Source organism: Photobacterium phosphoreum, assembly GCF_002954725.1.
Classification (GTDB): domain Bacteria; phylum Pseudomonadota; class Gammaproteobacteria; order Enterobacterales; family Vibrionaceae; genus Photobacterium; species Photobacterium phosphoreum.
Genome location: NZ_MSCQ01000001.1, coordinates 974,582 through 999,575 on the forward strand (window position 1 = coordinate 974,582; position 24,994 = coordinate 999,575).

Below are 24,994 nucleotides of genomic sequence, written 5' to 3' on the forward strand. Positions count from 1 at the left end.
TGGCACATGTGAATTGTAGTTTAATTATTATACGCTGACAAGTTTTGTGCCATTTTGGCACGCTGTAAGAGATGGTAAGAGATAGGACATCCATAACTTTCGCAATCCATTATGATTAATTCTGACGGTGCTCCATGAATAGGTTTTAATCAATTGAGCAAAGTATCGCTTGAGATCATCAGTGGTTAACGTATCAGGCGATTTATCTAAATGGTGAGTAATGCGACGAACCATCAATAGTGCTGGACGTTTACCTTGCAAGGTTAGGTGGGTAACATGTTGTTCATAAAGATAATCTGAACGTTGTTGTTGTTCGTTATTCATCTTTAATACTCCATTGTAAGGAGTATTAAAGATAGCAAACGTGTTATGCAGGCGTTAGTTTGCCCACTGACTACAATCAGTCGGTAGGGAATTTTTGCTTTTGGTGTAGAACTCGCATTACACGAATTGCTGAGCCATCAACCCAGTAGGAAACGATCATTGAGATTTCCGGGATAATTAGTAATCGTCCTCGAATACCATCACGTTGAACACCCATAAGTGGTTGTTCAAGTAAGTTTTCTACTTTAGCTTCGATGATTTCGTCAGTTTTTTCTGCTGCGTTAGGGTTGAAGTCATAAAGAAACTCAAAGATCTTCTCACGATCATTTAGCGATTCTTCTTCCCATAAAATCATTGTTGAACTCGGTTGCGAATCTTAGCTTTTCGTTCAGCCATTCGTGCTTTTGCTGAGTCATGGTCAACAAATGAAGCTTTTCCTAAGTCAAACTTCTCAAATGCTAGGTTTACTTGTTCAGTTAACCAAGCGTCGTGAGATAATGCTTTGCGTTGTTGTTCAGCCATTTGCTCAGTAAGTTCACGGCAAGCATCGCTAAGTGTGCGTCCTTGGCTCTCAGCCATTTGCTGAGCTAAGCGTTTAATTTCGTCATCAACACGAAATTGAATTCTAGTGTCCATGAGTTGCTCCTAAATTAATGTGCACACAAATGTTAGCACTGGAGTTGGGTAAGGGCAACTAACAGATAAGGATATGTGTCGCGCAGCCGACACCTATTCAAGTGTTGGATAAGCCCGAGCAACCAAATATTGCGAATATCATCAAAGGTGATGCTGAAAGTCGTTCGCATGTGTTATTGCGGCGTTATGTGCTATGAGGAATAGTTATGATAAGTAGCGAATATGTAGTGAAAAAATCTAATGATAAAGATCTACATTTGATTATTGAACTAGGTTTACCCGAGTCAGATCCAACTTCAGAAACTGGTGACTATCGTTGTAAATTTAGTGTGCTGGCATTGGATATTGATGAATATATTTATGGCGTAGATGCCATACAGTCATATTGTATGGCTCTAAAGCGCTTTAATTTTCTTGTAAATGATCTTATCTCTGAGGGGGGTAAGTTTTACTATCCTGGCTTTCTCGATATTGAAGTGGATATTCTGGCAACGTACTTTTAGGTACGGATATGACAGATAAGGATATGTGTTTCTCAGACCCCAATTTTTCGTTTTAGAGCGTCAATTTTAAGTATATTTGCATAGTAGCAAACGTGTTAGGCATCTAGTCACTATACGCAGAGAGTTTTAATTATGAATGTTTGGTTCCTCAGAATGGATAAATATAGCTTGGATAATAAAGATTTTGGTGAAAAAAATGCATTTATTCATAGCGCTCATGGAAGTTGTGATGCCCCTCGTCTCGCTAAGGAACATAAAGATAAAGTGTTTCCGGAGCTAGCACTAAATAGTAAAGACTTAGCAAAATTAATCCGTTCAATTAAAGATGATTTGATTAAAAATGGGCAAATTAGCTTAGAACAATCAGGAAAACGTCGTTGTGATATTGCGATACGATATTGGGTATCCGTTATGCAAGTTGGTGATTTAGTCTTTGTAAGAAATAAACAAAATAAGATCATATTAAGCCGTATCACAGACTATATATCTGAAGTTTTTTTTGAAGATAAAGGGGCTTTTAAACGACCTGTCGAAATTATAAATGAAATTACTGAATCAATGGTTCCATCTGAGATATGGGAAAGAACCAAAGGGCGGAAAACAATTGAAAGAAATGCTAAAAAACATATTACTGATTGGGTAGTTTATAACTACGAATCGTTGACCAAAAAGAAAAATGCCTAACAGATAAGGATATGTGCTGCGCAGCCGACACCTATTCAAATGTTGGACAAGCCCGAGCAGTTTTATAAGTAAATATTGCGAATATTCTCTGTCGTTATGTATAAATTCATTTCTGCTATCCCCAATCCCGTTGAAGTACATGCTTAAAGAGAAACTGTAATCCATTATGATCAATTCTGACGGTGCTCCATGAATGGTTTTAATCAGTGAATAAAGTATCGCTTGAGATTATCAGTGGGTAGTTAACTGCACCCAGCAAGGTGTTATGTGCTTTTGTTGCCAAAATTGAATATCGTTTTGGAAATCAATTAGCTAAAATAGTAAACTCAATAGAATAAAAATTACTATTGTTGAGATTAAAATGGCATTTTCAGAATTTGAATTAAAAAGATATGGAAAGGTAATCGATGATTTTTTAGTAATCCATCGTCCACCTGTCGAAGTGAGAGCTCAAGTTGATATCTCTTACCGTATTGATGGACAAAGCATCGAAATTTTTGAGCTTAGGCCAATGTGGAATGATCCTGCCAAAATAACTGAATCTTCAATTGCAAAAGCAACTTACGTTAAATCAAAAGGTGAGTGGAAAATTTACTGGATGAAGTCTGATCTTAAATGGCAGAGTTATGAACCAATGCCATCAGTAAAGGAATTATCCTCTTTTACGGAAACAGTTGCTGCCGATGAATACAGTTGTTTTTGGGGTTAAAAATAGAATGTAAATAACAAATAAGAATATGTGTCGCACAGCCGACACCTATTCAAGTGTTGGATTAGCCCAAGTTTTATATCAGTAAATATTGTGAATACCACGAATGGTAATGCCTTGCTGGTATATCTTGTGTGGTAATTTAATGTAAATAATATGATTAATCTTCAAAATTAATGCGAGGTTAATTGAGGTTTTCATATTGTTAGTGTTTTATTAACTTTTCTTTGTTGTATTCTCTGGTTTGTTGTTAATTGTTTGTTGTAGTAAATATAACCACATGAGAAATATTAATTAATTAGGGTTTTTATGAACTTTGTCATTATTTTTATCACTATTATGTTGAATAATTTAATCGAGAATAAATTGGGATATAGCTACAATGTGTTTTCTGATCCGTTTGATATAAAGTTGCTACTGATTAATATTGCGTTATACATTATTATTTATTCAGCGTTATGTTTTTCATATAGTAAGATAAAGCTGATTTATTCAAAATAAAATATAGGACACCCATAACTTTCGTAACCCATTACGATTAATTCTGACGGTATTTCATGAATGGGTTTTAATTCGTTGCGCAAAGTATCGTTTGAGATCATCAGTGGTTAACGTATCAGGCGATTTATCTAAATGGTGAGTAATGCGACGAAGTGCATGACTATAACCATCAATAGTGGCAGGACGTTTACCTTACAAGGTTAGGTGGGTAACATGTTGTTCATAAAGATAATATGAACGTTGTTGTTTGTTATGCAGGCGTTATGTTTCGGTTTTATAGATCGACAGGGCGAAGAAGCTTTATACTGATTGACTCTTCTTCTATTAATGTAAAAACTTTTGGTCGAATATTGGCTATCCACCAATCATTATACGTATCTTCATAAATGCGCTTACGAGAGGCTTCATCTTCGAATTCTCTCAACCATACAAAGAAGTCAGTTCCATCATTAGTTCGTAGGTATGTATCAATAATCACCATCCCTTTAGAACGTTGATATGGAAGAAGTTCTTCACGCATCCAATTAAGCCATTTATCAGTTTGTCCGGGTTTAATTTTGTATTCACGTAACTCGATAATTTTCAAATTATTATTCGCTTACAGTAATTTAAAGGTCATTAAATTGATTATTGTATTTACTGTCAAGTAAATAATAATGTTATAGCATAAGCTATCTGCTGGTTAGGTTTGTTTTGCGGCATAGTTTTTTAAAGCATGCTTATTTTAAAAATATCCGTCATACCCTACAGTAAGGTTACGAACGAGATAGGGAATCTACTATTAGCGTGTCGTAGAATTACTATTTCATTGGGGTCTTTTGGCTCGATCTTACGATTAATAGATTGTGGATAGCTCATGCTTCGCTTCCGAGATGTGAATAATAGGCAGTGAATTCTTTGCTGTTATGCGAATTAAATAACGAATTTGTTAATAAGTTGATATACATTGCATACTTAAAATGTTAATAATTTGGGGTTGCCAAATTGTCTTGGATATTATTATGTATAAATCATTATTTATTAGTTTTCTTTTTCCAAATCTAGCTTTAGCCGCAGACTCTTTTTTCGAAGAGAAATATCTCTCAACCATGACTGAAGTTAGATACTTGAGTAATCAAAATTGTACGAGCATTATTTGTAATCAAGAAGGTGAGCCAGTAATCGTTCCAAGAGTTGAAATCAAAGAAGAGAAAAATGTTATGCCGTTCTTCGTATTAATGGAGGAAGGTAAGGTTTATCCAAAGACAAAGCGTCCTCGTAATTGTCGGGATCTTAAAGAGATGTATGGCGTTAGTCTTGATAAGTGTCGAAACTAATTAACTCACATAACAGGTAAGGGTATATGTCGCACAGCCGACACCTATTCAAGTATTGGACAAGCCCAAGCAACCTTATATAAGTAAATATTGCTAATATCATGAATAGTGAAGATATGGTTCTGGTATTGGAACGATTTCATGTGGTTTATCAATAAAAATAGGAACTCACAATTTGTGATTAAATTTATTACAGTTGGGTACTAAATAGTTAATTATCATCATAAAAATGAGATGTCTTCCTAAGAAAAGTCAGTAATTAACTGTTAGTAAAAAAGCATGTTAATTTCAATGGTATCCCATAAAGTGGTGGTGTAATTATGATGACTCCATTGGCAATATCTAATTATCTTGGCTTATTACTTTTATTGGGGTTTATCTATCCATTTTTACTGGTTGCAATTAATTTTGTGATATATGCCCCCATTCGTCGAAATAAAATCACCGGTTGGTTTAATATCATTTGTGCTTTATTAGCCATAATATTGTTGGTTTTACATCTGAATATAGAAATCATATATGGAAAAGATCTACTTGATGCTTGGTCGAATCATCAAAAATAAAGTTAACTGTTTAATTTATTTGGTTTTATGACAATGTGAATACAGTAGATATTAAAGCAGAAAAATAAAGAGGGTGATTATCTTTTCTGCTTTAATCAGTGTTATTTATTAGCGGCATTTTTTAAATAAGCTAATATTTCATCTTTTAGTAAAAGTTTTTCTTTTTTCAATTGATCAATTTTAACTTCATCAAAACCATCTTTTGCGGTCATTTTTTCAATTTCAGTATTTAAGGTATTGTGTTTGTTGTATAAACGGTCAAATGGAACATCTTTACCTTTTAATGAATCGATTAATGCACTGTATTCTGTAAACATGATCTTATCCTCGCAATTAGTGTGTTCTTAGTTATACGCATTATTGAGATAAAAAATAAGAGATATTTAGATCTATTTATGAAAACGCATTTTACTTTTTATGACCATTGAAATAAGACCGTATCGCCATAATATGCGGGATCTAATAAGTTACTACCATCCGTATGCGTGTAGGTTTTCTTGTAGATAGGCACATTCATCATACTTTCAATATATTCTTCGTTTTATTTCATGAGCAGTGACTATTGTTCGCTTCTAAATGAGTTTGTTGGTTAAATCAGGTAGAATCTTACGTTTAAATAATAGAGAGAAAGTTATGAGTAAGCCCATTGAACAACGAATCGGTAATATTGCTTTAGTTGTTGAAAATTATGATGATGCGATAGCATTTTACACCAAGAAACTTCAATTTGAACTTGTTGAAGATACTGACTTAGGCGGCGGTAAACGTTGGGTTCAAATTTCACCCCCAAACTCTACAGGGACTAATTTACTTCTCGCACAAGCCAGTAATGACGAGCAGTTAAAGTCTGTTGGTAATCAAGCTGGGGGGCGTGTGTTCTTATTTCTTCAAACGAATGATTTTTGGCGAGACTATGAGTTTATGAAGGCACAAGGTGTCGAATTTACCGAAGATCCTCGTTCAGAAGAATACGGTACAGTTGTCGTGTTTAAAGATTTATACGGTACTAAGTGGGATTTATTACAGTTAAATCGAAAGTAATTGATAGTAATATCGATGTTTGACGTTATTACAGCGTTAGCGTTTTGAGGTAGCAATTTAAATGAAACTAATATCTGAAACACAAAGATTAATAATAAGGCAATTAACATTAGATGATGCTGAATTTATTATACAGTTATTAAATGAAGAATCGTTTATTCGTTATATTGCAGATAAGAATGTTCGAACACACGCCGATGCTGTGAATTATTTAATGAATGGACCATTAGCAAGTTATCGAGATTATGGCTTTGGATTAAACGTGGTCTTATTGAAAGAGACGACAACGCCGATTGGGATCTGTGGTTTATTAAAAAGAGCAGAATTAGATTATCCTGATTTAGGGTATGCATTTTTAACTGAATTTTGTCAAAAAGGGTACGCAACTGAAGCGGCTTTTTCTGTTCTCAATGCTGGCATGAAAGCTCATTCTTTAGATACTGTTTTAGCGGTAACATTACTTGATAATGAGAGTTCTAATCGGTTATTACAAAAAATAGGGTTTGAGCTTAAAGGTACAATGGCATTGTATGGTTCTCAAAACAATGTATATGAGTATATGTCAGCATAGTCGTGGCCGATTGACTTTGGTTTTGTTACTGCCTATACCTAATTAAAGAAGTCAATAATGGATGGGATGCGTGGTAAGCCTAAAAACCGTTATAAAAAGCGTTATCCCATCATGGATCGCCACCTACACAATGCGTGAAAAAGGGATTTTATTAACGTTTGATGATGGACCTAGTCCAGATATTACTCCCCACATATTAGATGTACTTAAATACCATCAAATCAAAGCGGTATTTTTTATATTAGGCAAACAAGCTCAACTATATCCAGAGATTATTCAACGTATAGTTGCTGATGGTCATTATATTGGTAATCATTCGTTTGCGCATAAAACGGCCGATGAGATAGGCTTTAAGGCTTATGCTAATGATATAAAACACTGTCAGACTATTCTAAAGCCCTTTATTGCGGCAACTCCGAGATTATTTCGCCCGCCACAGGGGAAGTTATCCGTTTCTGCTTGGTCTGCTATTCAATGTAATTATATGCAGGTAATTTTATGGTCAATTGAATCAGGTGAATGGGGGCAATATTCGCATCAATCCGTTGATCAAATGCTGGCTCGCTTAGTCAGAGAAATCCAACCGCATGATATTGTTCTTATGCACGATAATAGTAGCAAGGTGCTGTTATTACTTGAAAAACTAATACCGATATTAATAGAAAAAAAACATGTTTTTGTGGACCCCAAACAAGCATTCCCTTGTATCTATAAGTATTAAGTTAATAATAGTGTATTGCTATGTATCAATTAGAAGTGCTGTCTGATCAAGATTTACAACAAGCGATTTGTTTACCTGATGAAGTGCGGCAGGCTTTTGTTTCAGGGCAAACGGTAATTGATCATTGTGTTAAGTATTCTGTTTTACAGTGGGAAGAACATTGTACTGAATGTGCCATGCCTGCGTGTTATAAAACCTGTGAGCTTTACCAACCACGCCGTGATGGTCATTGTCGACGGTTTATTAATGGTATTGTTCCGCTGCATATTCCACAGCGTAAATCATCCGTTGTTCAGGTCGATTTTAAGCAGTGGGGAGCGTTAATGGCGACCTCTTATATCGGTGTTATAGCACCAGAGCAAGCTAATATTATTGATAACAAAGCAGCAGTGGCAGAGTCTGTGGCCCAACGTGGGCAATGGCTAGATCGATTATCCATTGCAGGGCGACGTGGTATTGTGGCACGAATGGCTACCCGTTATAAAAATCATCTCAGTCAAACAATCAATCCAAGTCCATATTTTGATGCGTTTATGATTGAGCTATATAGCCCACAAGCAATCGATTTGAGTATCGTTATTCGAGCAACCACAGGAAAGTTAAATCAAACCCCATTCCAATATCGGTTAAAAAAACCTGCCGGTTATCACCAAATAATGATCCCCTTTATTGATATTGCTCCCTATGTTGATTTTCAAACAATGCATTTCATTAATATTATTCCTAACCGTAATGAAGACGATCAAACAACGCCTATTACTGTGATATTTGGATTTGTTGGATTTATTCAGCAATCGCCTCAAGTTGATAATGACAAGGTGCTAGCGGTATCAGTTAATCATAAACCGATTAAAGTTTTGGTTTGGGATTTAGATAATACATTGTGGAAGGGGGTATTAGTGGAGGATGGAGAGTCAGAGCTTCAATTACGGCAAGGTGTGGTGGAGATTATAAAAACTTTAGATGCTCGCGGTATTGTAAACTCAATTGCGAGTAAGAATGATCATAATAGGGTATGGGCACATCTTAATACTTTAGGGATTGCGGAGTATTTTATTTTCCCTGAAATTCACTGGCAACCGAAAAGCCAATCCATTCAACGAATAGCTGAAAACTTTAATGTTGCTATAGACACTATTGCCTTTATTGATGATTCGGCATTTGAACGCAATGAAGTAAAATCGATCCATCCTCAAGTGCGTATATTTAAAGATGATGACTATCTTAGATTAATAGATTTAGCGGCATTTAATCCTCAAACGTCAGTAGAATCAGGATTAAGACGATCTTTTTATGCAGCTCAACAACAACGATCAGCAGTACGCAGTGGTTTTGATGGTCAATATTTTGATTTTATTAAGGCCTCTCATATTGAGTTATCGGTTGGTTTGGCGCAACTTTCGAGTATTGATCGTGTACATGAATTAGTACAGCGCACTAATCAAATGAATTTTTCAGCCACTCGTTATGATCGTGACAGGTTAACTGAGTTAATTAACGATCCTTTGGTTGCGACATTGTTTTTAACCGCAAAGGATAAATTCGGTGATTATGGTACGGTGGGGGTTTGTATTATTGATATTCAGCAACAACGTGTCATTGATTTGATGTTCAGTTGTCGGATTCAATCAAAGCGGGTAGAGCATGCATTTTTGGGGTGGCTATTAGATACTGCTTACCTGTCGGGGTGGAAGTGTTTGCAAGTAGAATATAAACCGACAGCAAAAAATAGCCAATCAGCCGCTGTCTTTTCTGATCTAGAATTTAAACAAATTAGCCAATTTCAAGGTGTGATGATTTATAGTAAACCAACAACGACTAAACATATCGGTGACGGCTTAATCACTATTAGCGCGCCTAATATTACTTTTACTGATTGCTAGCTAGGTTTCATCATACATATCGCCATCTTAATGTGTGCACTAAGATGGCGATGTTGTATTAATTACACAGATTTAGGCTTGCGTGTGCCGCGAGGAATACCAGTATCACGATCAGTGATTGGCTTACGGTTTCTCGGCTTCTTTGCCTTTGGTTTATCTGTGCTTGGTGAATTGCTACGCGGCTTGTCGTTGCGACGGGGCTTGTCACCGTTACTATTATCATCTTCAGGTTTAATGTATTTAGGTTTGAAGTTTAAAATAGAAATAGGCACTTCTTTGGTTGGTACAAAACCTTCAATTTCTTTACGAACGATTAGATGGCCTAACAGACGTTCAATCATGCATAAGTTTTTGAAGTTATCGCGTGATACAAATGAAATCGCTTCACCTTTAGAACCAGCACGACCAGTACGACCGATACGGTGAACATACTCTTCAGGAGGGAAAGGAAGATCATAGTTAACCACGCGAGTTAACTCATCAATATCTAGACCACGAGCAGCAACACCGGTTGCGATTAAGTATTTTACTTTACCTGCTTTGAAATCTTCTAATACTTGCGCACGAGAGCCTTGGCTACGACCACTATGAATCGCTTCTGCGGCAATGCCACGCTTTTCAAGTTGGCTAACTAACTTAGCTGCGCCGTGTTTAGTTTCAATAAAGATTAACGCTTGATCCCATTGTTGCTCATTAATTAAATGGCTCAATAGAGAAGATTTCATGTCTTTATCAACAGTGATCAAACATTGGTCAATTTTAGGTTGTGATGCTTCATCTTTAGCAACGCTGATCTCAACCGGATTACGTACCGCTGTTTTTGCAAGAAGACGCACTTGAGCCGATAGGGTTGCTGAGAACAACATGTTCTGGCGATCAAGCGGTAAACGCTCGATGATCTTATTAATATCTTCGATAAAGCCCATATCTAACATACGGTCAGCTTCATCAAGCACTAAGATTTCAATCGCATCAAAATGAATAGCGCGTTTAGTGTACATATCCAGTAAACGGCCAGGAGTCGCAACTAAAATATCAACACCTTCAATAAGACGACGTTTTTGTGGTTCGTAATCGACACCACCGTACATTGCCATTGAGGTTAAATTAGTGTGTTTGCTGTATTGAGCAATATTTGCTTCAACCTGAACCGCTAGTTCACGTGTTGGCGCAAGAATCAATGCACGCACTCGTTTGGCACGTACTTGCTGACCATCATCAAGCATTTGTAAAATTGGAAGCACGAAGCTTGCCGTTTTACCTGTACCTGTCTGCGCGGCTGCAAGCAGGTTTTTGCCGGTTAGTGCCACCGGAATGGCTTTTTCTTGAATCGGCGTAGGAGTGGTGTAACCCATATCGGTTACTGCTTTGACGATAGCGTCGCTTAATCCAAGCTTAGAGAAAGGCATGTAAAATCTCAGATAAATAAATCAAATAACGGCTTCCCCTAATGTTAGGGTAACAGCCGACGAACAATATCGCGGATTATAGCACGGGCGACATTAGGTCATTATATTATTTCGTATTAAGCCACGGCGAACATTTTTACAGAGTTTGCCTAGCTGTCGAATTTCATCAAATTGTGGAATAACACCACGTTCAATCGCATGTTCCCAATAACTGACTTCAGTATCGACTAACTCTAATAGTTTTTTAGGACAGCCAATGCATTTGTTATCTGGGCCACAAACAAAAGTTTCAGGCTCATAAAGTGGAAGCGCTTGCTTAACATCGCTCAGAAGCTGGCGCATCGCTGTTTGACGATCAGGTTTCTTATTCATGCTATCAAGTGTGTTTACGCTAAATAAACATTCTAATTAAGCATAATACAAATAACCATGTTTATATTATGCTTGTAATAAATTTTACCAATAGTTTGTTGATTTAGCACATGTTTCTTTTTAAACCACTCATTGAAAGTAGCCGCGTTGATATTTCTTCAACCGATAATGACGAGGTGTTTAAATAAGGGATGGCTTCACGACGAAACATTGCTTCAACTTTCTGCAATTCATCTTGGCATTGCTCTGGGCTTGCATAATGACTATCAGCCAAGCGTTCATTTCTAATGGCGACTAAGCGTTCAATATCAATCGTAAGACCAAAGGTTTTAAAACGGTAGGGTTCAATGGCTTTAGGCAGTTTTAGTGCCGACATATCATCAGCGATGAAAGGGTAATTAACCGCGCGTAATCCAAACTGCATTGCGAGATATAGGCTGGTGGGGGTTTTTCCGCAACGAGATACTCCTAATAGAATAATATCGGCTTGTTCTAGATGGTTGAGTGAAATGCCATCATCGTGGGCAAGGGTATATTCAATTGCTGCAATACGATTATGATAACTCGCAGAGTCTTTATTTATACTGTGTGAACGCTGTAATTGTGGGGTGGCTTTTATGGCTAAATCACGTTCTAACGGCTCAACTAATACCTTCAGCACATCATAAAAAAGCGCATTCGCTTGTTCTATAATCTGCTTTATTTCAGGGACAACCATAGAATAAAACACGAGAGGCTGGATGCCGTATTTTTCATTAGATTGATTTATAAGATTTTTAACTTGTTGAGCACGTTCAGTCGACTCTACAAAGGGCAAGGTTGTTTGTTGAAGATCTAGCGAAAATTGACCTAAAACGGTATGGCCGAGCGTTTCTGCTGTTATCGCTGTACCGTCTGAAATGTAAAACACGTCACGAAAATTGGTTTTATTCTGCATTAAATATTGAATCCTTCAAAAAAAGTTGCAATTCTGTGCTTCACAGGAATAGCGAAGAGATACGTTAGCACAAAATGGCATATCTTTAACACTGTTTACGCAAACGATTGCGGGTGTCGCTCGTTTTAGCAAATGATCAAGGAGAACTACCGTGCAGCAGAATGTTATTTGGTACAGTGATCTATCAATGAATGATGTTGATAGAGTTGGTGGAAAAAATGCTTCCCTGGGTGAGATGGTAGCTAATTTGTCTAATGCTGGGGTAAAAGTACCTAATGGTTATGCGACAACCTCCCATGCTTTTAATCAATTTTTACAAGCGAATGGATTGAGCCAACGTATTTACGCGTTATTAGATACATTGGATGTTGATGATGTTAATGCACTAAAACTAGCTGGTGCGACTATTCGTAACTGGGTGCTTGAAAACCCGTTACCCGCAGCACTAGAAGCTGATATTCGCCATTGCTATCAACAGTTGGGAGAGGGGGATGAGATGCTATCCGTTGCGGTACGCTCATCTGCAACGGCTGAAGACCTGCCTGATGCATCGTTTGCTGGACAACAAGAAACATTCTTAAATGTACGCGGTATTGATGCGGTTATTGAAGCGACTAAACATGTGTTTGCGTCTTTGTTTAATGATCGTGCAATCTCATACCGTGTTCACCAAGGTTTTGATCATGAAGGCGTGGCGTTATCTGCGGGTATTCAACGTATGGTACGTTCTGATAAAGCGGCATCGGGTGTTATGTTTACCCTTGATACTGAGTCTGGTTTTGATCAAGTCGTCTTTATTACCTCGTCATGGGGGCTGGGCGAAATGGTGGTTCAGGGAGCTGTAAACCCGGATGAATTTTATGTCCATAAACCGACCTTAAAAGCCGGAAATCCTGCGGTTGTTCGCCGTACTATTGGCTCTAAGTTAATTAAGATGGTTTACGCGGATGGTAAAGAATTAGGCACACAAGTTGAAATAACAGACACCACCGCCGCAGAGCAGAACCAGTTTTCATTAACTGATACTGAAATTATGGAACTGGCAAAACAAGCACTGATTATTGAACAGCACTATGGTCGTCCAATGGATATTGAATGGGCCAAAGATGGTAATACCGGTGAGTTGTTGATTGTTCAAGCGCGGCCTGAAACGGTACGTTCACGTGATAATCAACAAGTGATGGAACGTTTTCATCTTAATGATCAAGGCAAAACGTTGATTGAAGGTCGTGCAATTGGACAACGTATTGGTAGTGGCCCTGTACGCATTGTGTCTGATTTATCGCAGATGGATCAAGTTCAGCAAGGTGATGTGCTGGTGGCGGATATGACCGATCCTGATTGGGAGCCAGTGATGAAAAAAGCGGCTGCGATTGTGACTAATCGTGGTGGACGGACTTGCCACGCTGCAATTATTGCGCGTGAATTAGGCATTCCAGCAGTGGTTGGCTGTGGTGATGCAATGTCATTATTGCAAGATGGTCAAAATGTAACCGTATCTTGTGCACAAGGTGAAACTGGCTATGTGTATGATGGCATACTTGAATTTGAAGTGCGTCGTTCTGAAGTTGAACAATTGCCAACATTACCATTAAAAGTGATGATGAATGTGGGTAATCCTGATCGTGCGTTTGATTTTGCTTGTATTCCCAATGAAGGTGTTGGTCTGGCGCGGTTAGAATTTATCATCAATAAGATGATCGGTATTCACCCGAAAGCGTTGTTAAATTACGATCAGCAAAGTGCCGAAATAAAAGCAGAAATAGATAAACGTATTATCGGTTATGCAAATCCAGTTGAGTTTTACATTGAAAAACTAACGGAAGGGATTTCAACGTTAGCGGCTGCATTTTGGCCTCAGCGGGTGATTGTCCGCATGTCTGATTTTAAATCAAATGAATACCGTAATCTTGTTGGTGGCATTAATTATGAGCCGACCGAAGAAAATCCGATGTTGGGTTTCCGTGGTGCATCACGTTATATTGCGCCACATTTTCAAGATTGTTTTGCGCTTGAATGTGAAGCGATAAAGCGTGTTCGTGAAAAAATGGGACTTAAAAACGTAGAAATTATGATCCCCTTTGTACGTACTGTCAGTGAAGCTGCCTCTGTGATTGATTTATTGACTAAATTTGAACTGCGTCGCGGTGAGAATGGCCTTAAAGTAATGATGATGTGTGAGTTACCTTCTAATGCTATTTTGGCTGAAGAATTCTTGAAATATTTTGATGGTTTTTCAATTGGTTCTAACGACATGACCCAACTTACATTAGGTTTAGATCGTGATTCTGGCGATATTGCTCATTTATTTGATGAACGTAATGACGCAGTGAAAGCGATGCTATCGTTAGCCATTAAAGCGGCAAATAAGGCTGGTAAATACGTTGGTATTTGTGGTCAAGGCCCTTCTGATCATGAAGATTTTGCGCGTTGGTTAATGGATCAAGGTATTGATTCAGTGTCATTGAATCCAGATACAGTATTAGAAACATGGACATTTTTAGGCAAGCCTCATTAAATGGCTGCTTAAAATAATACCTTAAAAGAAAATTAAGCCCGGCTATTATGTCGGGCTTTTTTGACGTTCTTTGCTACGCTTAATAAATACTGTTATGAAACTAATGGTATTAATTTGTGAGTTATATGTATTAGCAGGGATGAAGCCATGAGTAAATATAGAATAACGATATTCAGTGTTATGGTTTTATTTATCCTTGGTATAAGCCCAACCTATGCAAGTGAAGGTCAGCATCCATGGGTGATAGAAAGTCATTGGCTACATCAACAAATTACGCATCAACAGCCCGTCATGATTTTTGATGCCCGTAGTCAAGAGCAATATCAGCAAGGGCATATTAATACTGCAATTAGTTTTCCAACCGCATTAACCTATGTTGAAATTAACAATGCTTATTATGTAAAAAATATAAAAAAAATAGCGCCGTTATTACAACAAAAAGGAGTGACAGTGTCACAAAAAATCATTATTTATGATCAAGGTGATCTTAAAAATGCTGCTCGTTTATTTTGGGTATTAGAATTATACGGTATTAAAAATATCGCTATTCTTAACGGTGGTATGGATGCATGGCCAGAACAATATCCGTTAACGAAAACTCATACAACACCTCAACCGTCACAGTATTTTCCCGTATTAAATTCATCCGTCTATGCCAGTACAACCGTCGCTAAAGTTGCCGCGTATAGTGATTTATATCAATTGTATGATAGCCGTACCTTAGATGAATTTATGGGAAAGCGTTCAGCAACGGAGAAGTTTGGGCATATTCCTAAAGCAAAGAGTATTCAAAATAGTACGTTTTTTAATACGACAACAGCAGGGGTCAAACTATTAAAGTCACCTAAGCAATTAGATATTATCTTTGCAACCTTAGATAAAAGCCGTAAAAGTGTGACTTACTGTAATAAAGGTAAAGCCTCGACGTTGACGTATTTTTTAATGAAACAAGCGGGATTTAAAGTGTCTCATTATGATGGCTCATGGTTAGAGTGGTCAGAGAAAGGATTACCCATAGAGAAGTAGATCGAAAGGGGTATTTTATGAAAGAGACATCTGAGAATTACTGCATTCAACAACCATTAAAAATACAAAAATGGTTGTTTAATAAAATCGCATTAATGATGAGTGGAGTATTAATTTGTGTGATGTTAACGGCATTAACTCTCAGTTATTATAGTAATACTCAGCGGTTAGTTAAAAATGTTAAAGTAATGATGAATGCATTAGCACCAGTATTTATTGATACAATTGTATTTCAAGATACAGAATCATCTTTAGAATTTAATCGATTAATTAGTCAATATAAAGAAATTCGCTCACTCTCCGTATACGATCTTAATAATAAACTCCTCCATTATTACCATTCAGATAATGCTCAGGATGTGACATTACGACCGTTTTTGTATATGTCCGGATTATCTCGGTATAAAAAAGATTATTTATTAAGTTATCCCGCTTATTTTAATGGCGATCCTATTTTTAAATATGTGGTGTATTACAGTGCCAGTAATATATTTAAAACTATCGTGACCCAAATACTCATTTATGTTTTACCTTTTTTGTTTTTTATTGTGTTTATTCTTTTTTATATGTACCACAAAGTCACTCAACCGCTTAATTATCTTATTCGTGAATTAACCAGTATGGGTTCTGGAACATTAGATATTTCAGCATTGAAAAAAGACAACAGCGAAGTATCACTATTAGCGATTGAACTGAGTAAAGTAGATAAGTATATTTTTAATAATGAAACCAAATCACAAGGATTGAACAATCAGTTACAGCGACAAACCAATAAATTAAATGAAGCATTACGTATTAAAGGTAACTTTATGGCCAATATGAGCCATGAAATTCGCACTCCAATGAATGGGGTATTAGGTTTTGTGCAATGTTTAGAAGATAGAGATTTAGATAACCAATCAAAACAACAGGTTGAGTATATAAAGCAATCAGCCAATGCGCTATTGATCATTATTGATGAAATATTGGATTATTCAAAATTAGAAGCTGGCAATGTCGAATTGCGTTTTAATCATTTTCATTTAACAACCTTTATTCATGGTTGCATTGTTCCTTTTAAGCATGAGTTACAAGAAAAAAACATTCAATTAGAGACGTATATTGATGCCAATATTGCACCTTATTTTGATGCTGATGAGGGGAGAATACGGCAAATATTGACTAACTTGTTGGGTAATGCGGTTAAATTCACACCTCATGGGAAAATTGAATTACGAGTTGCGTTATTAGGTGATATTGAGAGCACAGCTGCAACGGCTCATGATCAATTAGGGCTACACCAGCAGTTATGTTTCAGTGTTAAAGATTCTGGGATTGGGATTGCGCCTGAAAGTATTGAGGCTATTTTTGATTCTTACACGCAAGCAGATGGTTCTATTTCGCGTCAATTTGGCGGAACAGGGTTAGGGCTATCGATCTCTAATAGTTTATGCCAATTAATGTTAACGACGTTGAATGTTGAGAGTGAACTGGGTAAGGGAACCACTTTTTGGTTTAATGTTGATCTTAAATGTTGTGATCATCCGCAAACAACCCGTTGTAGTGAAAATTATAATCATGATTTAAGCCACTATTCTAATAAACGCATCCTAGTGGTTGAAGACAGTAAGGTGAATCAACAATTAATAAAGGCGTTTTTAGGCTCGTTTGGATTGTTAGACATTAATATTGTTAGTGATGGTGCATTGGCAATTGAGTATATTCATCATCATGAGGTGGATGTGGTATTGATGGATTGCCAGATGCCGAATATGGGAGGGATTGAAGCGACACAACGTATTCGACGTATGAATATCGTACAACCCTATATTATTGCGTTAACGGCCAATGTGCTCGAACAAGAAAAACAACATTGTATTGCTGCAGGGATGGATGATTATCTATCAAAACCAATAGATAAAAAAATGTTATCGCGAACATTAGAAGAGGCTTTTTTACAAGCTGAGTCATTATCATTATTAAAAAAAACCAGCAATAAGTGAGTTTACTTATTACTGGCTCATGGTTAATTATCAATAATTATTCTGTTGATAATTATAGTTTATCCCAAGCGTCAGCCCAGTATTGAGAGGTTGCAGGTGCATAAGAAGCACTTGCACACCAAGCAGTGTAAGGCCATGGTTTACATTGGTAAACATTACCATCACTAGCTAGAACTTTATCACCTGCAAGGTAATTTTTACCTACTTCATACGCAGGCGCATCCGTTACTGGTGGTTCAATAGTACCTTTCTCTTCAAGAGTGAAATGTGCACTTTGCTCTACGTTTTCACTGTTTGATTCTGCAATCATGCGCAGTGAATATTTACCTGCAACCACATTCTCAAGCACCATATTAATGGTTTTGCTGCTATCTATGTTTGCGGTAAATTGACCACCTGAAACAGGGTAGCCCATCGTATCAATAACATTGATCTGTACTGAACCTGCTTTGTTGGCGTTATAGTTAAGTGTTAATTGTGCAGTGCCGTTTGTGATGGTGTAATTACTATTAACACCCGTTAACGTTGCTGTAAAATCAACATCTGGTTGCTCAGTACCGCCACAGTCACTGCTGCCGACTTCGCGCCATACACCCCATTCGCCAGTAGTGCCTGGCTCATGACCTTGTGTCCACCAACCTGCTTGCCACTCTTTGCCGTTGTGATTAACAACATCACCTTCAACATAGGTAGCATCTGCTTGCCATGCTGGGGTACAAACGATAGAACCATCATTAACAACTATAATACGTTTTACTGTTACTGTTTGGTTTGCGCTGTCAGTAATGCTGTAAATCAGCTCATATGAACCCACAATAGCAGGGTTTACAGTGCCTGATACTGAGATATTTGTAGTTAGATCACCATCTTCTGCATCTGTTGCAGAAACGCCAGCCATTGGGTCAAAATTTTCACCCACTTTAATTACGCTATTTGCTACGCCTGTAAAGGTTGGTAGGGCGCTAAACACTGTGACTTTACGCGGTGATACGGTTTCGTTGTTATCAGAATCCATCACAGAGTAGGTCAGTACATAGTCACCAACACGTTGAGTATCAACACTGCCTGTCACTGAAACTGAAGATGTTAGATTACCGTCTTCTTTATCTGTCGCTGTTACGCCAGCCATTGGTTCGAAGTTGGTTTTATGCTGAACGCGAGCGTCAGTAATTCCTGCAATCGCTGGTTTACCCGGTTGTACTACAGGTGGTGTTTGGCTATGAACAAATGGACCATACGTTTCAATGAAGCTACTGTTATATGCTTTACCTGATGCGTCAGTACCGATATCCCAGTTAATTGACCATGTCATTACACCACGAAGCGGTTGTGATTGTTTTTCAAGGCGCGCAAAAGCATTAAATAGATCTTGAGGATCGTTAATAAAGCCTGTTGCAGCAGCATCAATGTTAGTTGGAATACCAAAGACTAATTTGTCGTGTGGGATAGTGGTAAAGCCACGCGTACCGTTAACTAATGAGTCAGCTATGTAATAGATAAACTCTTCTTTTAGCTCATCGTTATTTTGTGCAATCCAGCCTGGGCCTTCAACGTAAACACCGTCACCACCTTGGTTGTAAAACTGTGGGTTGATCCAGTCGTAGTAACCATCAAGGCCGGTAATATAAGGAATATATTTACCCGCAGCCGTTAAGTATGGGAACTCTGGTGCCATAGTAATAAGGAAGTTTTTACCTTGTTCACGGTAGTGATCTTTTACTATGCGCAATGCAGCAGGGATAACCGTTTGGTTATCTTTAGCATCAATAGCGGCTTGTTCAAGGTCGATATCTAGGCCGTCAAAACCATAAAGATCAGTCAGACGAATGATTTCAGCGGCGAAAGCATCTTCGTCGCCTTTTTGTAGTTCAACGTGTGCATCTGCACCACCAAGTGCCAGTATTACTGCGCGACCTTGATCGTTAAGTAGCTTAATTTGATCGATAAATTGTGTTTCTGTTAACCCTGTTTCTGTGTCTAAATGAAAAGTAGGGATACGACCTTCTGCGGTGTCATAAACCTTCATAAAAGAAACAGCAACCACATTATACATTGGGTTAGTGGCTTCTAGGCTCATTGCTGGGGCATTACCTGCTTTATAGCCTCGGCCATCGGCCCAGTTATGCCAGTAACCAACAACCACTCCACCGTCAGGGTTAACCATCTTTTCACCAGCATTAGCAGTAAAACTCATTGAGGTTAACGCTAGAGCAATAGCGTTTAATGTTAGGAATGTTGTTTTTTTATTCATTTATTTAACCCTAGTATAAGTAATAAGAGGTAATAATCAGAGAGCGAATAAATGCTACCATAATGGTTATTGATTAGAAGCGTGATTTTGTAACAAAAAACATTTAAAACAAATATTTAACCTGTCAATTAATTGTCGTAGCAGTGTCATTTTTTGATTGGAAATTGTCATTATTCGCAATTAATTGAACGGGGAGTTATTAATGAATGTTTTTTTTATAAAATAATAAATAAAGTGAGCAGAAATATAAAAAAGCACTGAAAGCAGGAAAATGTTGGAAAGGATTATTGTGATTATATTATGACAGTATATTAATAAAACAGTCATTTTTATGGTAATTAACGTGTTAGATTAGGATCACTTATCAAATTAATTGTTATTATCAATTGTTGCTAATGCCACTTTTTAGGTAAAGTAGCACTATCAACAGAATATACGCAGGGATTTTGATCCTTGGCGTTAATCTGATAAGTTACCGTAAAGTAACCTAAACACTAGATTAAGTAAGAGATAAAATGGCAATTTTACAAGTATTAACCGCTCCAGATCCACGACTAACGATTCAAGCAGAAGCAGTAACTGATGTTAAATCTGAATCTGTTCAACAGCTTGTAGATGATTTACTTGAGACATTATATGGCACAAGCAATGGTGTTGGTCTTGCTGCAACTCAAGTTGGCCACAAAGAAGCTATCGTGGTTATTGATATCTCTGATGAACGTGATCAACCATTGGTGTTAATCAACCCAGTAGTTGAAAGTGGCGAAAATAAAGTAATGGGTCAGGAAGGTTGTCTTTCTGTACCTGATTATTATGCTGATGTTGAGCGTTTTGAATCAGTGGTTGTTACGGCATTAGATCGTGAAGGTAACGAACTACGCTTTGATCGTGATGATTTCCTTTCCATCGTGATGCAGCATGAAATCGATCACCTTAACGGTACATTGTTCATTGATTACCTCTCACCGCTAAAGCGTCAGATGGCAATGAAGAAAGTAAAAAAACACGTTAAGATGATGGCTAATTAATCACGCAATCTGATTTGATAAGAAGGCTGTTGAGTAATACTCAGCAGCCTTTTTTATTGCCTAATGATCAGCATTATTCAGCGGGGTTTGACGTAATGTAATGTATTCGGAGGCATCTAATTCGACCGACTCTATGTTACGCTGTAACGTTACAGTTTCACCTAAGATAAAGGGCTGGTTGTATTTACCATGTCCGAAGAACGGCAAATAATAAACAGGCTTATCATATTGCTCTGCGAATCGTTGTAATACTGTTTTATACATTATGCGTTCTTGGTCGGTTGGCTCTGTGGAATAATATTGACCAAAAATAATAGCCGTAACATTAAAGTCTTTTAGAAATAATAATTGTTGTAAGTATCTGTCTAGTTGACGAAAGGTAACGCCAATATCTTCGAGTATTAATACTTTATCTTTAAAGTCGGGTTGGTAGTGGGTACCAAATGTTGCAGCCACAAGGGTATGGTTACCACCAATCAACATACCACTGATAGATGCAGTCTGTTGTGCTAATACGTTAAGTGGTAATACATTATTATACTCAATACCTTCTATTATCAGTGCCGCGATATTCGGTAATGGTTGTTGATTGGCTGAATCCATTTCTAAATGGTTATTGGCATTAACACCATGAATAGAGCGCCAGCCAAGTTCATTATTTAAGAACCCATGAATTGCAGTGACATCACTAAACCCAACAATCATTTTTTCGGGTATGGCTAATAGCTGCTGTTTATAGCGGTGTAAATAAGGCAACAAGTTTAATGCACCACCACCACCACGATAGAACCACAACACATCAATAGTTGGGTCAAGTAAGGCTTTAATTAAGTTATGTGCTCGCGCTTGATCAGTATCAACATAGCCAAGATCAGAGATGTTTTGCTGTAAATAATGACAACTGACCTGATAACCATGTTGAGCCAAAATAGCAGTAACCTGAGGCACTTGTGATGGCTCAAATTGAGTCGAGCAAGCAATCAGAGCGAGATTTTTATATTGTCTATTGGTAGCGGGTGTGTTCATGGAAAACTCTCATCAAAGGCCAATTATTATCAAAGTACAAGAATCATCAAAGCGTAATATATCGTTAATCGGCAGGGTAAATTGCCCCTAATTGCGCTAAACGACTGGCTCCAGTGACTTCGGGTAAATTACCTGATTGATGGTGCATCGTACGATAGGCTAGCCATGCAAATGCCATTGCTTCCATATTATCAATATCTATACCACGATCTGCGGTTGTCATAACCTGCCAACTTGGTAGTAGTTCTGCAAGTCGCTGCATTAAAATCGGGTTATGAGCGCCGCCACCACAGACTAATAGTTCATTTGGTGTAACGGCAGGGGTTAGGCCTGTTTTTTTAACGTCATTAGCAATAGTTTGCGCGGTATATTCAGTGAGTGTTGCTTGAATATCGCAAGCAGAGAGTTGCAGATCAGCAATCGCAGGTTCTACTAAATATTGCTCTAGCCATGTGAGGTTAAATAATTCTCGGCCAGTGCTTTTAGGGGCTGATTGCTGCAAATACGGCTCAGACAATAAGCGGGTTAATAATACTGAATTCACTGTTCCTGAACGTGCCCAATTACCGTTTTCATCATAACTTTTTTGCTGGTGGAGGTTGATCCATGCATCCATCAACATATTGCCAGGGCCTGTATCAAACCCTGTCACTGCTTTATTGGGTTCTAATACGGTGATATTGGCAATGCCACCAATGTTTAAAATAACGCGGGTACATTGGATTGAACTAAAAAGCTGTTGATGGAAAGCGGGAACAAGCGGCGCACCTTGTCCACCAAATGCCATGTCTTTACGGCGAAAATCAGCAATGGTCGTAATGCCTGTTTTAGCGGCAATAATATTGGCATCACCAATTTGCATCGTAAATGCATATTCAGTATGGGGGGAGTGAAACACCGTTTGACCGTGGCTGCCAATAGCGGTGATTTCTGCTGCGGTAGTATTAGTGTTTGCAAGTAGTGCTAATACGGCATCAGCAAAAAGGTGACCTAAGCGGTGGTCTAGCTCACCCAATGTTTGTAAATTAGTAGGTTGACCTAAACAAATATCTAATAAAGATTGTTTAAGGTTATTACCCATAGCAAAAGGATGCGAGCCAAGTAAATTAATATTATGGTTGTCAATTTCTACTAGGACAGCATCAACGCCATCCATACTTGTTCCTGACATTAAGCCAATATATTTTTCCATCGCGATTTCCACTATATTTCTATTTAACGGCAATGACTTATCACACGCGCTAAATCAATTAATTATACTGATTAGAGTATAAGGTATGCAGCCACTTTAATCAGAAGTGACTGAGAAATAAAGTGCAAATAGAATATTTATCCTATTGCGATCAATGCATAACAGCACGTGAAGTGGCGAGGCTTTGAGATCCTTGCTGTTGTACAACGCTATTCATTTTATTAGCAAATTCAACTAATTCATCACTAACTGCTGAGCTTGCGATGATTGCATCGTCAAGATCACAAATTTCAATCATATGACCCGTTGTACCGTCATCATAAGTACCAGAAACAAAATGAATTGCCGTATCAGTTAGAATTGAACGGCCATATGTATTCTCGACTAAACGCATCCAGTGGATTAATTCATCATGATTTTCTATGATTTTTGAGTGCATAAACACTGATCCTTTCGCATTGGAGGCATACATTGAGAGGACAGGTTGTCCTTTATTTTGTGATGACCTTTTATGCATTAAGTCTATCAGTAGTGCTTAAATGATAACTTTATCTTCACGACAAAAATGAGTCCCTAAAAAAACTAAAAGTGACAAAAACGCACATTTTCTCAATTAATCAATGATTTACGAGTTAAAATTTGCTGTTACGTAGTCAATAAATGCTCTTAGCCGAGCTGGCATAAACTTGGTTGGTGCATATTGAAGCGCGATATCACCGTGATAATTACCGCGTATTGTCCATGTAGGTAAGACTCGAATAACACTGCCTTGTTGCAATGCATCCTTGATCACGAAGTCAGGAAAGATACCAATACCTAAGTTGTCTTTTACACCATTAAGTCGCATTTGAGAGTGATTAACTGCATAACGACCACTAACCGTTACGCGATGGCGAATGTGTTGTTGTTCAAATTCCCAAATATTGTCGGTACTGGTTTCCCCTAAATACAAACAATCATGATCGACAAGATCTAATGGCGTTTTGGGCGTGCCGCGTTGTGCGAGGTAATCAGGGCTGGCACATAACATCAGGTCAACTTTGCCTATTTGTTTTAATACCAAATCTTCACTGGGTTTTTCAGTGAGTCTAAATACCACATCAATGCCTTCTTTTAGAATATCAATTTCACCATCACGAGCTTTAAGTTTTAATTGAATATCAGGGTATTGGGTCAAGAAGGGAGTCACTAAAGGCTGTAAGACAATTGATAGGAATGCTTTGGGGGCGGCAACCGTTATCATGCCCGCAGGTACAATCGGCTCTGAATGCGAAATTTCAACAGCTTGTTTAGCTGCATCAAACATCGTAGTGCATTGGGTATAAATACGCTTACCTGATTCACTGATCATTAGCTTACGGGTAGTACGTTCTAATAATTTAACGGAAAGTGCAGTTTCTAGGCGTGAAATTTGTTTACTCAACGCAGAAGGGGTGACATTGAGCTTTTTAGCTGCTGCGGTATAACTACCTTCATCAACAACCACGATAAATACTGCCAGATCTGGCATTAGTGCGATGAGCTTATTAGTTTCCATTCATTTGTGCCTAAGGGTCAATAATCATTTTCCATGGTGTGGGATAATACTGTGGTTGAGTTTGAATTAGAATGCTGAAAAGTAACCAATTAAGTTCTAGTTCAAAGAGTTGATAAAAAACACCAAATAGTTAACGATTTCCAAATAAAAAAGGTGTAAAAGGAATGCTATTCATTTAGGTTTCGATATTTAATACTGCACTGGCAGTATGTTATTGGCCTAGATAGAGTAGATTTTAGATTTTATTAGCGCTTGAGCTTTATT

General features: G+C 37.7%; 27 protein-coding genes and 1 pseudogene. 13 read left to right on the top strand and 15 right to left on the bottom strand.

The features are described 5' to 3' along the window. Nucleotides 1-27: 27 nt before the first annotated feature. The 3 genes from BTO21_RS04300 to BTO21_RS04310 form a co-directional block, all read right to left on the bottom strand. Nucleotides 28-324, bottom strand: a complete 297-nt coding sequence (locus tag BTO21_RS04300) for a phage integrase N-terminal SAM-like domain-containing protein (RefSeq protein WP_082056827.1) — start codon at nucleotides 322-324, stop codon at nucleotides 28-30. A 76-nt stretch (nucleotides 325-400) separates the two neighbouring features. Then, on the bottom strand, nucleotides 401-679 hold the full coding sequence (locus tag BTO21_RS04305; protein ID WP_045028708.1) for a type II toxin-antitoxin system RelE/ParE family toxin: 279 nt from the start codon (nucleotides 677-679) through the stop codon (nucleotides 401-403). Continuing rightward, complete coding sequence (locus BTO21_RS04310; RefSeq protein WP_045028706.1) at nucleotides 676-960, bottom strand: type II toxin-antitoxin system RelB/DinJ family antitoxin; 285 nt, start codon at nucleotides 958-960, stop codon at nucleotides 676-678. Before BTO21_RS04310 ends, BTO21_RS04305 begins: the two co-directional genes overlap by 4 nt. Before the next feature lie 206 nt (nucleotides 961-1,166). On the opposite strand from BTO21_RS04310, the gene BTO21_RS04315 reads away from it, so the two are divergent. Together BTO21_RS04315 and BTO21_RS04320 are read left to right on the top strand one after the other, a co-directional pair. Beyond that, entirely contained in the window at nucleotides 1,167-1,463 is a 297-nt protein-coding gene (locus BTO21_RS04315) for a hypothetical protein (protein WP_045028705.1), read from the top strand. 132 nt (nucleotides 1,464-1,595) lie between these two features. Continuing rightward, entirely contained in the window at nucleotides 1,596-2,147 is a 552-nt protein-coding gene (locus tag BTO21_RS04320) for a hypothetical protein (protein ID WP_045028703.1), read from the top strand. A gap of 115 nt (nucleotides 2,148-2,262) precedes the next feature. Here BTO21_RS04320 and BTO21_RS20375 read toward each other — a convergent pair whose 3' ends face one another. Continuing rightward, nucleotides 2,263-2,322, bottom strand: coding sequence for a hypothetical protein (locus BTO21_RS20375; RefSeq protein WP_412779383.1), 60 nt, complete (start codon nucleotides 2,320-2,322; stop codon nucleotides 2,263-2,265). Nucleotides 2,323-2,508: 186 nt separating this feature from the next. Here BTO21_RS20375 and BTO21_RS04325 point away from each other — a divergent pair, with 186 nt between their 5' ends. After that, nucleotides 2,509-2,856 (top strand): DUF3024 domain-containing protein, encoded by a 348-nt coding sequence (locus tag BTO21_RS04325; RefSeq protein WP_045028701.1) that lies wholly within the window; start codon nucleotides 2,509-2,511, stop codon nucleotides 2,854-2,856. Between the two features lie 555 nt (nucleotides 2,857-3,411). Here the strand turns inward: BTO21_RS04325 and BTO21_RS20405 are convergent. Together BTO21_RS20405 and BTO21_RS04335 are read right to left on the bottom strand one after the other, a co-directional pair. After that, nucleotides 3,412-3,537: pseudogene (locus BTO21_RS20405) on the bottom strand (hypothetical protein); the annotation flags it as partial. 94 nt (nucleotides 3,538-3,631) lie between these two features. Next, the gene (locus tag BTO21_RS04335; RefSeq protein ID WP_045028700.1) at nucleotides 3,632-3,943 is read right to left on the bottom strand and encodes an NIPSNAP family protein; all 312 of its coding nucleotides are present in this window, start codon (nucleotides 3,941-3,943) and stop codon (nucleotides 3,632-3,634) included. A gap of 415 nt (nucleotides 3,944-4,358) precedes the next feature. On the opposite strand from BTO21_RS04335, the gene BTO21_RS04340 reads away from it, so the two are divergent. Together BTO21_RS04340 and BTO21_RS04345 are read left to right on the top strand one after the other, a co-directional pair. Then, the gene (locus BTO21_RS04340; protein WP_045028698.1) at nucleotides 4,359-4,673 is read left to right on the top strand and encodes a hypothetical protein; all 315 of its coding nucleotides are present in this window, start codon (nucleotides 4,359-4,361) and stop codon (nucleotides 4,671-4,673) included. A 320-nt stretch (nucleotides 4,674-4,993) separates the two neighbouring features. Then, entirely contained in the window at nucleotides 4,994-5,236 is a 243-nt protein-coding gene (locus BTO21_RS04345; RefSeq protein ID WP_232572954.1) for a hypothetical protein, read from the top strand. Between the two features lie 101 nt (nucleotides 5,237-5,337). Here the strand turns inward: BTO21_RS04345 and BTO21_RS04350 are convergent, their stop codons facing one another. Then, nucleotides 5,338-5,553, bottom strand: a complete 216-nt coding sequence (locus BTO21_RS04350) for an HP1242/YdcH family protein (RefSeq protein ID WP_065193617.1) — start codon at nucleotides 5,551-5,553, stop codon at nucleotides 5,338-5,340. Between the two features lie 316 nt (nucleotides 5,554-5,869). On the opposite strand from BTO21_RS04350, the gene BTO21_RS04355 reads away from it, so the two are divergent. From BTO21_RS04355 to BTO21_RS04370, 4 genes are all read left to right on the top strand, one after another. Further along, entirely contained in the window at nucleotides 5,870-6,277 is a 408-nt protein-coding gene (locus BTO21_RS04355) for a VOC family protein (RefSeq protein WP_045028694.1), read from the top strand. Between the two features lie 61 nt (nucleotides 6,278-6,338). After that, entirely contained in the window at nucleotides 6,339-6,848 is a 510-nt protein-coding gene (locus BTO21_RS04360; protein WP_045028692.1) for a GNAT family N-acetyltransferase, read from the top strand. Nucleotides 6,849-6,918: 70 nt separating this feature from the next. Continuing rightward, nucleotides 6,919-7,569, top strand: coding sequence for a polysaccharide deacetylase family protein (locus BTO21_RS04365; protein ID WP_105026701.1), 651 nt, complete (start codon nucleotides 6,919-6,921; stop codon nucleotides 7,567-7,569). Between the two features lie 20 nt (nucleotides 7,570-7,589). Then, the gene (locus tag BTO21_RS04370; RefSeq protein ID WP_045028688.1) at nucleotides 7,590-9,452 is read left to right on the top strand and encodes an HAD-IIIC family phosphatase; all 1,863 of its coding nucleotides are present in this window, start codon (nucleotides 7,590-7,592) and stop codon (nucleotides 9,450-9,452) included. Nucleotides 9,453-9,514: 62 nt separating this feature from the next. Here BTO21_RS04370 and BTO21_RS04375 read toward each other — a convergent pair whose 3' ends face one another. From BTO21_RS04375 to ppsR, 3 genes are all read right to left on the bottom strand, one after another. Further along, nucleotides 9,515-10,861 (bottom strand): DEAD/DEAH box helicase, encoded by a 1,347-nt coding sequence (locus tag BTO21_RS04375; RefSeq protein ID WP_065195287.1) that lies wholly within the window; start codon nucleotides 10,859-10,861, stop codon nucleotides 9,515-9,517. A gap of 93 nt (nucleotides 10,862-10,954) precedes the next feature. Beyond that, complete coding sequence (locus BTO21_RS04380; RefSeq protein ID WP_045028686.1) at nucleotides 10,955-11,233, bottom strand: hypothetical protein; 279 nt, start codon at nucleotides 11,231-11,233, stop codon at nucleotides 10,955-10,957. 103 nt (nucleotides 11,234-11,336) lie between these two features. Further along, complete coding sequence (gene ppsR, locus BTO21_RS04385) at nucleotides 11,337-12,170, bottom strand: posphoenolpyruvate synthetase regulatory kinase/phosphorylase PpsR (protein WP_045028685.1); 834 nt, start codon at nucleotides 12,168-12,170, stop codon at nucleotides 11,337-11,339. A gap of 151 nt (nucleotides 12,171-12,321) precedes the next feature. On the opposite strand from ppsR, the gene ppsA reads away from it, so the two are divergent. The 3 genes from ppsA to BTO21_RS04400 all read left to right on the top strand — a co-directional run bounded on the left by ppsA (nucleotide 12,322) and on the right by BTO21_RS04400 (nucleotide 17,696). Beyond that, nucleotides 12,322-14,688 carry a phosphoenolpyruvate synthase gene (gene ppsA, locus BTO21_RS04390; RefSeq protein WP_045028684.1) on the top strand — a complete coding sequence of 789 codons (2,367 nt, stop codon included), beginning with the start codon at nucleotides 12,322-12,324 and terminating at the stop codon, nucleotides 14,686-14,688. 147 nt (nucleotides 14,689-14,835) lie between these two features. Further along, the gene (locus BTO21_RS04395; RefSeq protein ID WP_105026702.1) at nucleotides 14,836-15,714 is read left to right on the top strand and encodes a sulfurtransferase; all 879 of its coding nucleotides are present in this window, start codon (nucleotides 14,836-14,838) and stop codon (nucleotides 15,712-15,714) included. Between the two features lie 17 nt (nucleotides 15,715-15,731). Next, nucleotides 15,732-17,696, top strand: coding sequence for a response regulator (locus BTO21_RS04400; RefSeq protein ID WP_045028682.1), 1,965 nt, complete (start codon nucleotides 15,732-15,734; stop codon nucleotides 17,694-17,696). 52 nt (nucleotides 17,697-17,748) lie between these two features. Here BTO21_RS04400 and BTO21_RS04405 read toward each other — a convergent pair whose 3' ends face one another. Next, nucleotides 17,749-19,947: an immunoglobulin-like domain-containing protein gene (locus tag BTO21_RS04405; protein WP_045028680.1), complete on the bottom strand. Its 2,199-nt coding sequence runs from the start codon at nucleotides 19,945-19,947 to the stop codon at nucleotides 17,749-17,751. 515 nt (nucleotides 19,948-20,462) lie between these two features. On the opposite strand from BTO21_RS04405, the gene def reads away from it, so the two are divergent. After that, a complete protein-coding gene (gene def, locus BTO21_RS04410; protein ID WP_045028679.1) occupies nucleotides 20,463-20,975 on the top strand; it encodes a peptide deformylase in 513 nt (170 codons plus the stop codon). A 60-nt stretch (nucleotides 20,976-21,035) separates the two neighbouring features. On the opposite strand, the gene BTO21_RS04415 is transcribed toward def, so the two are convergent. The 4 genes from BTO21_RS04415 to BTO21_RS04430 all read right to left on the bottom strand — a co-directional run bounded on the left by BTO21_RS04415 (nucleotide 21,036) and on the right by BTO21_RS04430 (nucleotide 24,730). Next, the gene (locus BTO21_RS04415; protein WP_045028677.1) at nucleotides 21,036-22,001 is read right to left on the bottom strand and encodes an LD-carboxypeptidase; all 966 of its coding nucleotides are present in this window, start codon (nucleotides 21,999-22,001) and stop codon (nucleotides 21,036-21,038) included. A gap of 64 nt (nucleotides 22,002-22,065) precedes the next feature. After that, entirely contained in the window at nucleotides 22,066-23,193 is a 1,128-nt protein-coding gene (locus tag BTO21_RS04420; RefSeq protein WP_045028676.1) for an anhydro-N-acetylmuramic acid kinase, read from the bottom strand. A gap of 151 nt (nucleotides 23,194-23,344) precedes the next feature. Beyond that, nucleotides 23,345-23,632 carry a hypothetical protein gene (locus BTO21_RS04425; protein ID WP_045028675.1) on the bottom strand — a complete coding sequence of 96 codons (288 nt, stop codon included), beginning with the start codon at nucleotides 23,630-23,632 and terminating at the stop codon, nucleotides 23,345-23,347. 186 nt (nucleotides 23,633-23,818) lie between these two features. Next, on the bottom strand, nucleotides 23,819-24,730 hold the full coding sequence (locus BTO21_RS04430; protein WP_045028674.1) for a LysR family transcriptional regulator: 912 nt from the start codon (nucleotides 24,728-24,730) through the stop codon (nucleotides 23,819-23,821). Nucleotides 24,731-24,994: the final 264 nt, after the last annotated feature.

What these genes read in the sequence shown, in the direction of transcription:
- BTO21_RS04360 (WP_045028692.1), top strand. Translation starts at nt 6,339, where the DNA reads ATGAAACTAATATCTGAAACACAAAGATTAATAATAAGGCAATTAACA.
- BTO21_RS04400 (WP_045028682.1), top strand. Translation starts at nt 15,732, where the DNA reads ATGAAAGAGACATCTGAGAATTACTGCATTCAACAACCATTAAAAATA.
- BTO21_RS04310 (WP_045028706.1), bottom strand. Translation starts at nt 960, where the DNA reads ATGGACACTAGAATTCAATTTCGTGTTGATGACGAAATTAAACGCTTA.
- BTO21_RS04345 (WP_232572954.1), top strand. Translation starts at nt 4,994, where the DNA reads ATGATGACTCCATTGGCAATATCTAATTATCTTGGCTTATTACTTTTA.
- BTO21_RS04300 (WP_082056827.1), bottom strand. Translation starts at nt 324, where the DNA reads ATGAATAACGAACAACAACAACGTTCAGATTATCTTTATGAACAACAT.
- BTO21_RS04355 (WP_045028694.1), top strand. Translation starts at nt 5,870, where the DNA reads ATGAGTAAGCCCATTGAACAACGAATCGGTAATATTGCTTTAGTTGTT.
- BTO21_RS04380 (WP_045028686.1), bottom strand. Translation starts at nt 11,233, where the DNA reads ATGAATAAGAAACCTGATCGTCAAACAGCGATGCGCCAGCTTCTGAGC.
- BTO21_RS04425 (WP_045028675.1), bottom strand. Translation starts at nt 23,632, where the DNA reads ATGCACTCAAAAATCATAGAAAATCATGATGAATTAATCCACTGGATG.
- def (WP_045028679.1), top strand. Translation starts at nt 20,463, where the DNA reads ATGGCAATTTTACAAGTATTAACCGCTCCAGATCCACGACTAACGATT.
- BTO21_RS04420 (WP_045028676.1), bottom strand. Translation starts at nt 23,193, where the DNA reads ATGGAAAAATATATTGGCTTAATGTCAGGAACAAGTATGGATGGCGTT.
- BTO21_RS04315 (WP_045028705.1), top strand. Translation starts at nt 1,167, where the DNA reads ATGATAAGTAGCGAATATGTAGTGAAAAAATCTAATGATAAAGATCTA.
- BTO21_RS04350 (WP_065193617.1), bottom strand. Translation starts at nt 5,553, where the DNA reads ATGTTTACAGAATACAGTGCATTAATCGATTCATTAAAAGGTAAAGAT.
- BTO21_RS04430 (WP_045028674.1), bottom strand. Translation starts at nt 24,730, where the DNA reads ATGGAAACTAATAAGCTCATCGCACTAATGCCAGATCTGGCAGTATTT.
- BTO21_RS04305 (WP_045028708.1), bottom strand. Translation starts at nt 679, where the DNA reads ATGATTTTATGGGAAGAAGAATCGCTAAATGATCGTGAGAAGATCTTT.
- BTO21_RS04395 (WP_105026702.1), top strand. Translation starts at nt 14,836, where the DNA reads ATGAGTAAATATAGAATAACGATATTCAGTGTTATGGTTTTATTTATC.
- BTO21_RS04340 (WP_045028698.1), top strand. Translation starts at nt 4,359, where the DNA reads ATGTATAAATCATTATTTATTAGTTTTCTTTTTCCAAATCTAGCTTTA.
- BTO21_RS04415 (WP_045028677.1), bottom strand. Translation starts at nt 22,001, where the DNA reads ATGAACACACCCGCTACCAATAGACAATATAAAAATCTCGCTCTGATT.
- BTO21_RS04370 (WP_045028688.1), top strand. Translation starts at nt 7,590, where the DNA reads ATGTATCAATTAGAAGTGCTGTCTGATCAAGATTTACAACAAGCGATT.
- BTO21_RS04405 (WP_045028680.1), bottom strand. Translation starts at nt 19,947, where the DNA reads ATGAATAAAAAAACAACATTCCTAACATTAAACGCTATTGCTCTAGCG.
- ppsR (WP_045028685.1), bottom strand. Translation starts at nt 12,170, where the DNA reads ATGCAGAATAAAACCAATTTTCGTGACGTGTTTTACATTTCAGACGGT.
- BTO21_RS04375 (WP_065195287.1), bottom strand. Translation starts at nt 10,861, where the DNA reads ATGCCTTTCTCTAAGCTTGGATTAAGCGACGCTATCGTCAAAGCAGTA.
- BTO21_RS04320 (WP_045028703.1), top strand. Translation starts at nt 1,596, where the DNA reads ATGAATGTTTGGTTCCTCAGAATGGATAAATATAGCTTGGATAATAAA.
- BTO21_RS04325 (WP_045028701.1), top strand. Translation starts at nt 2,509, where the DNA reads ATGGCATTTTCAGAATTTGAATTAAAAAGATATGGAAAGGTAATCGAT.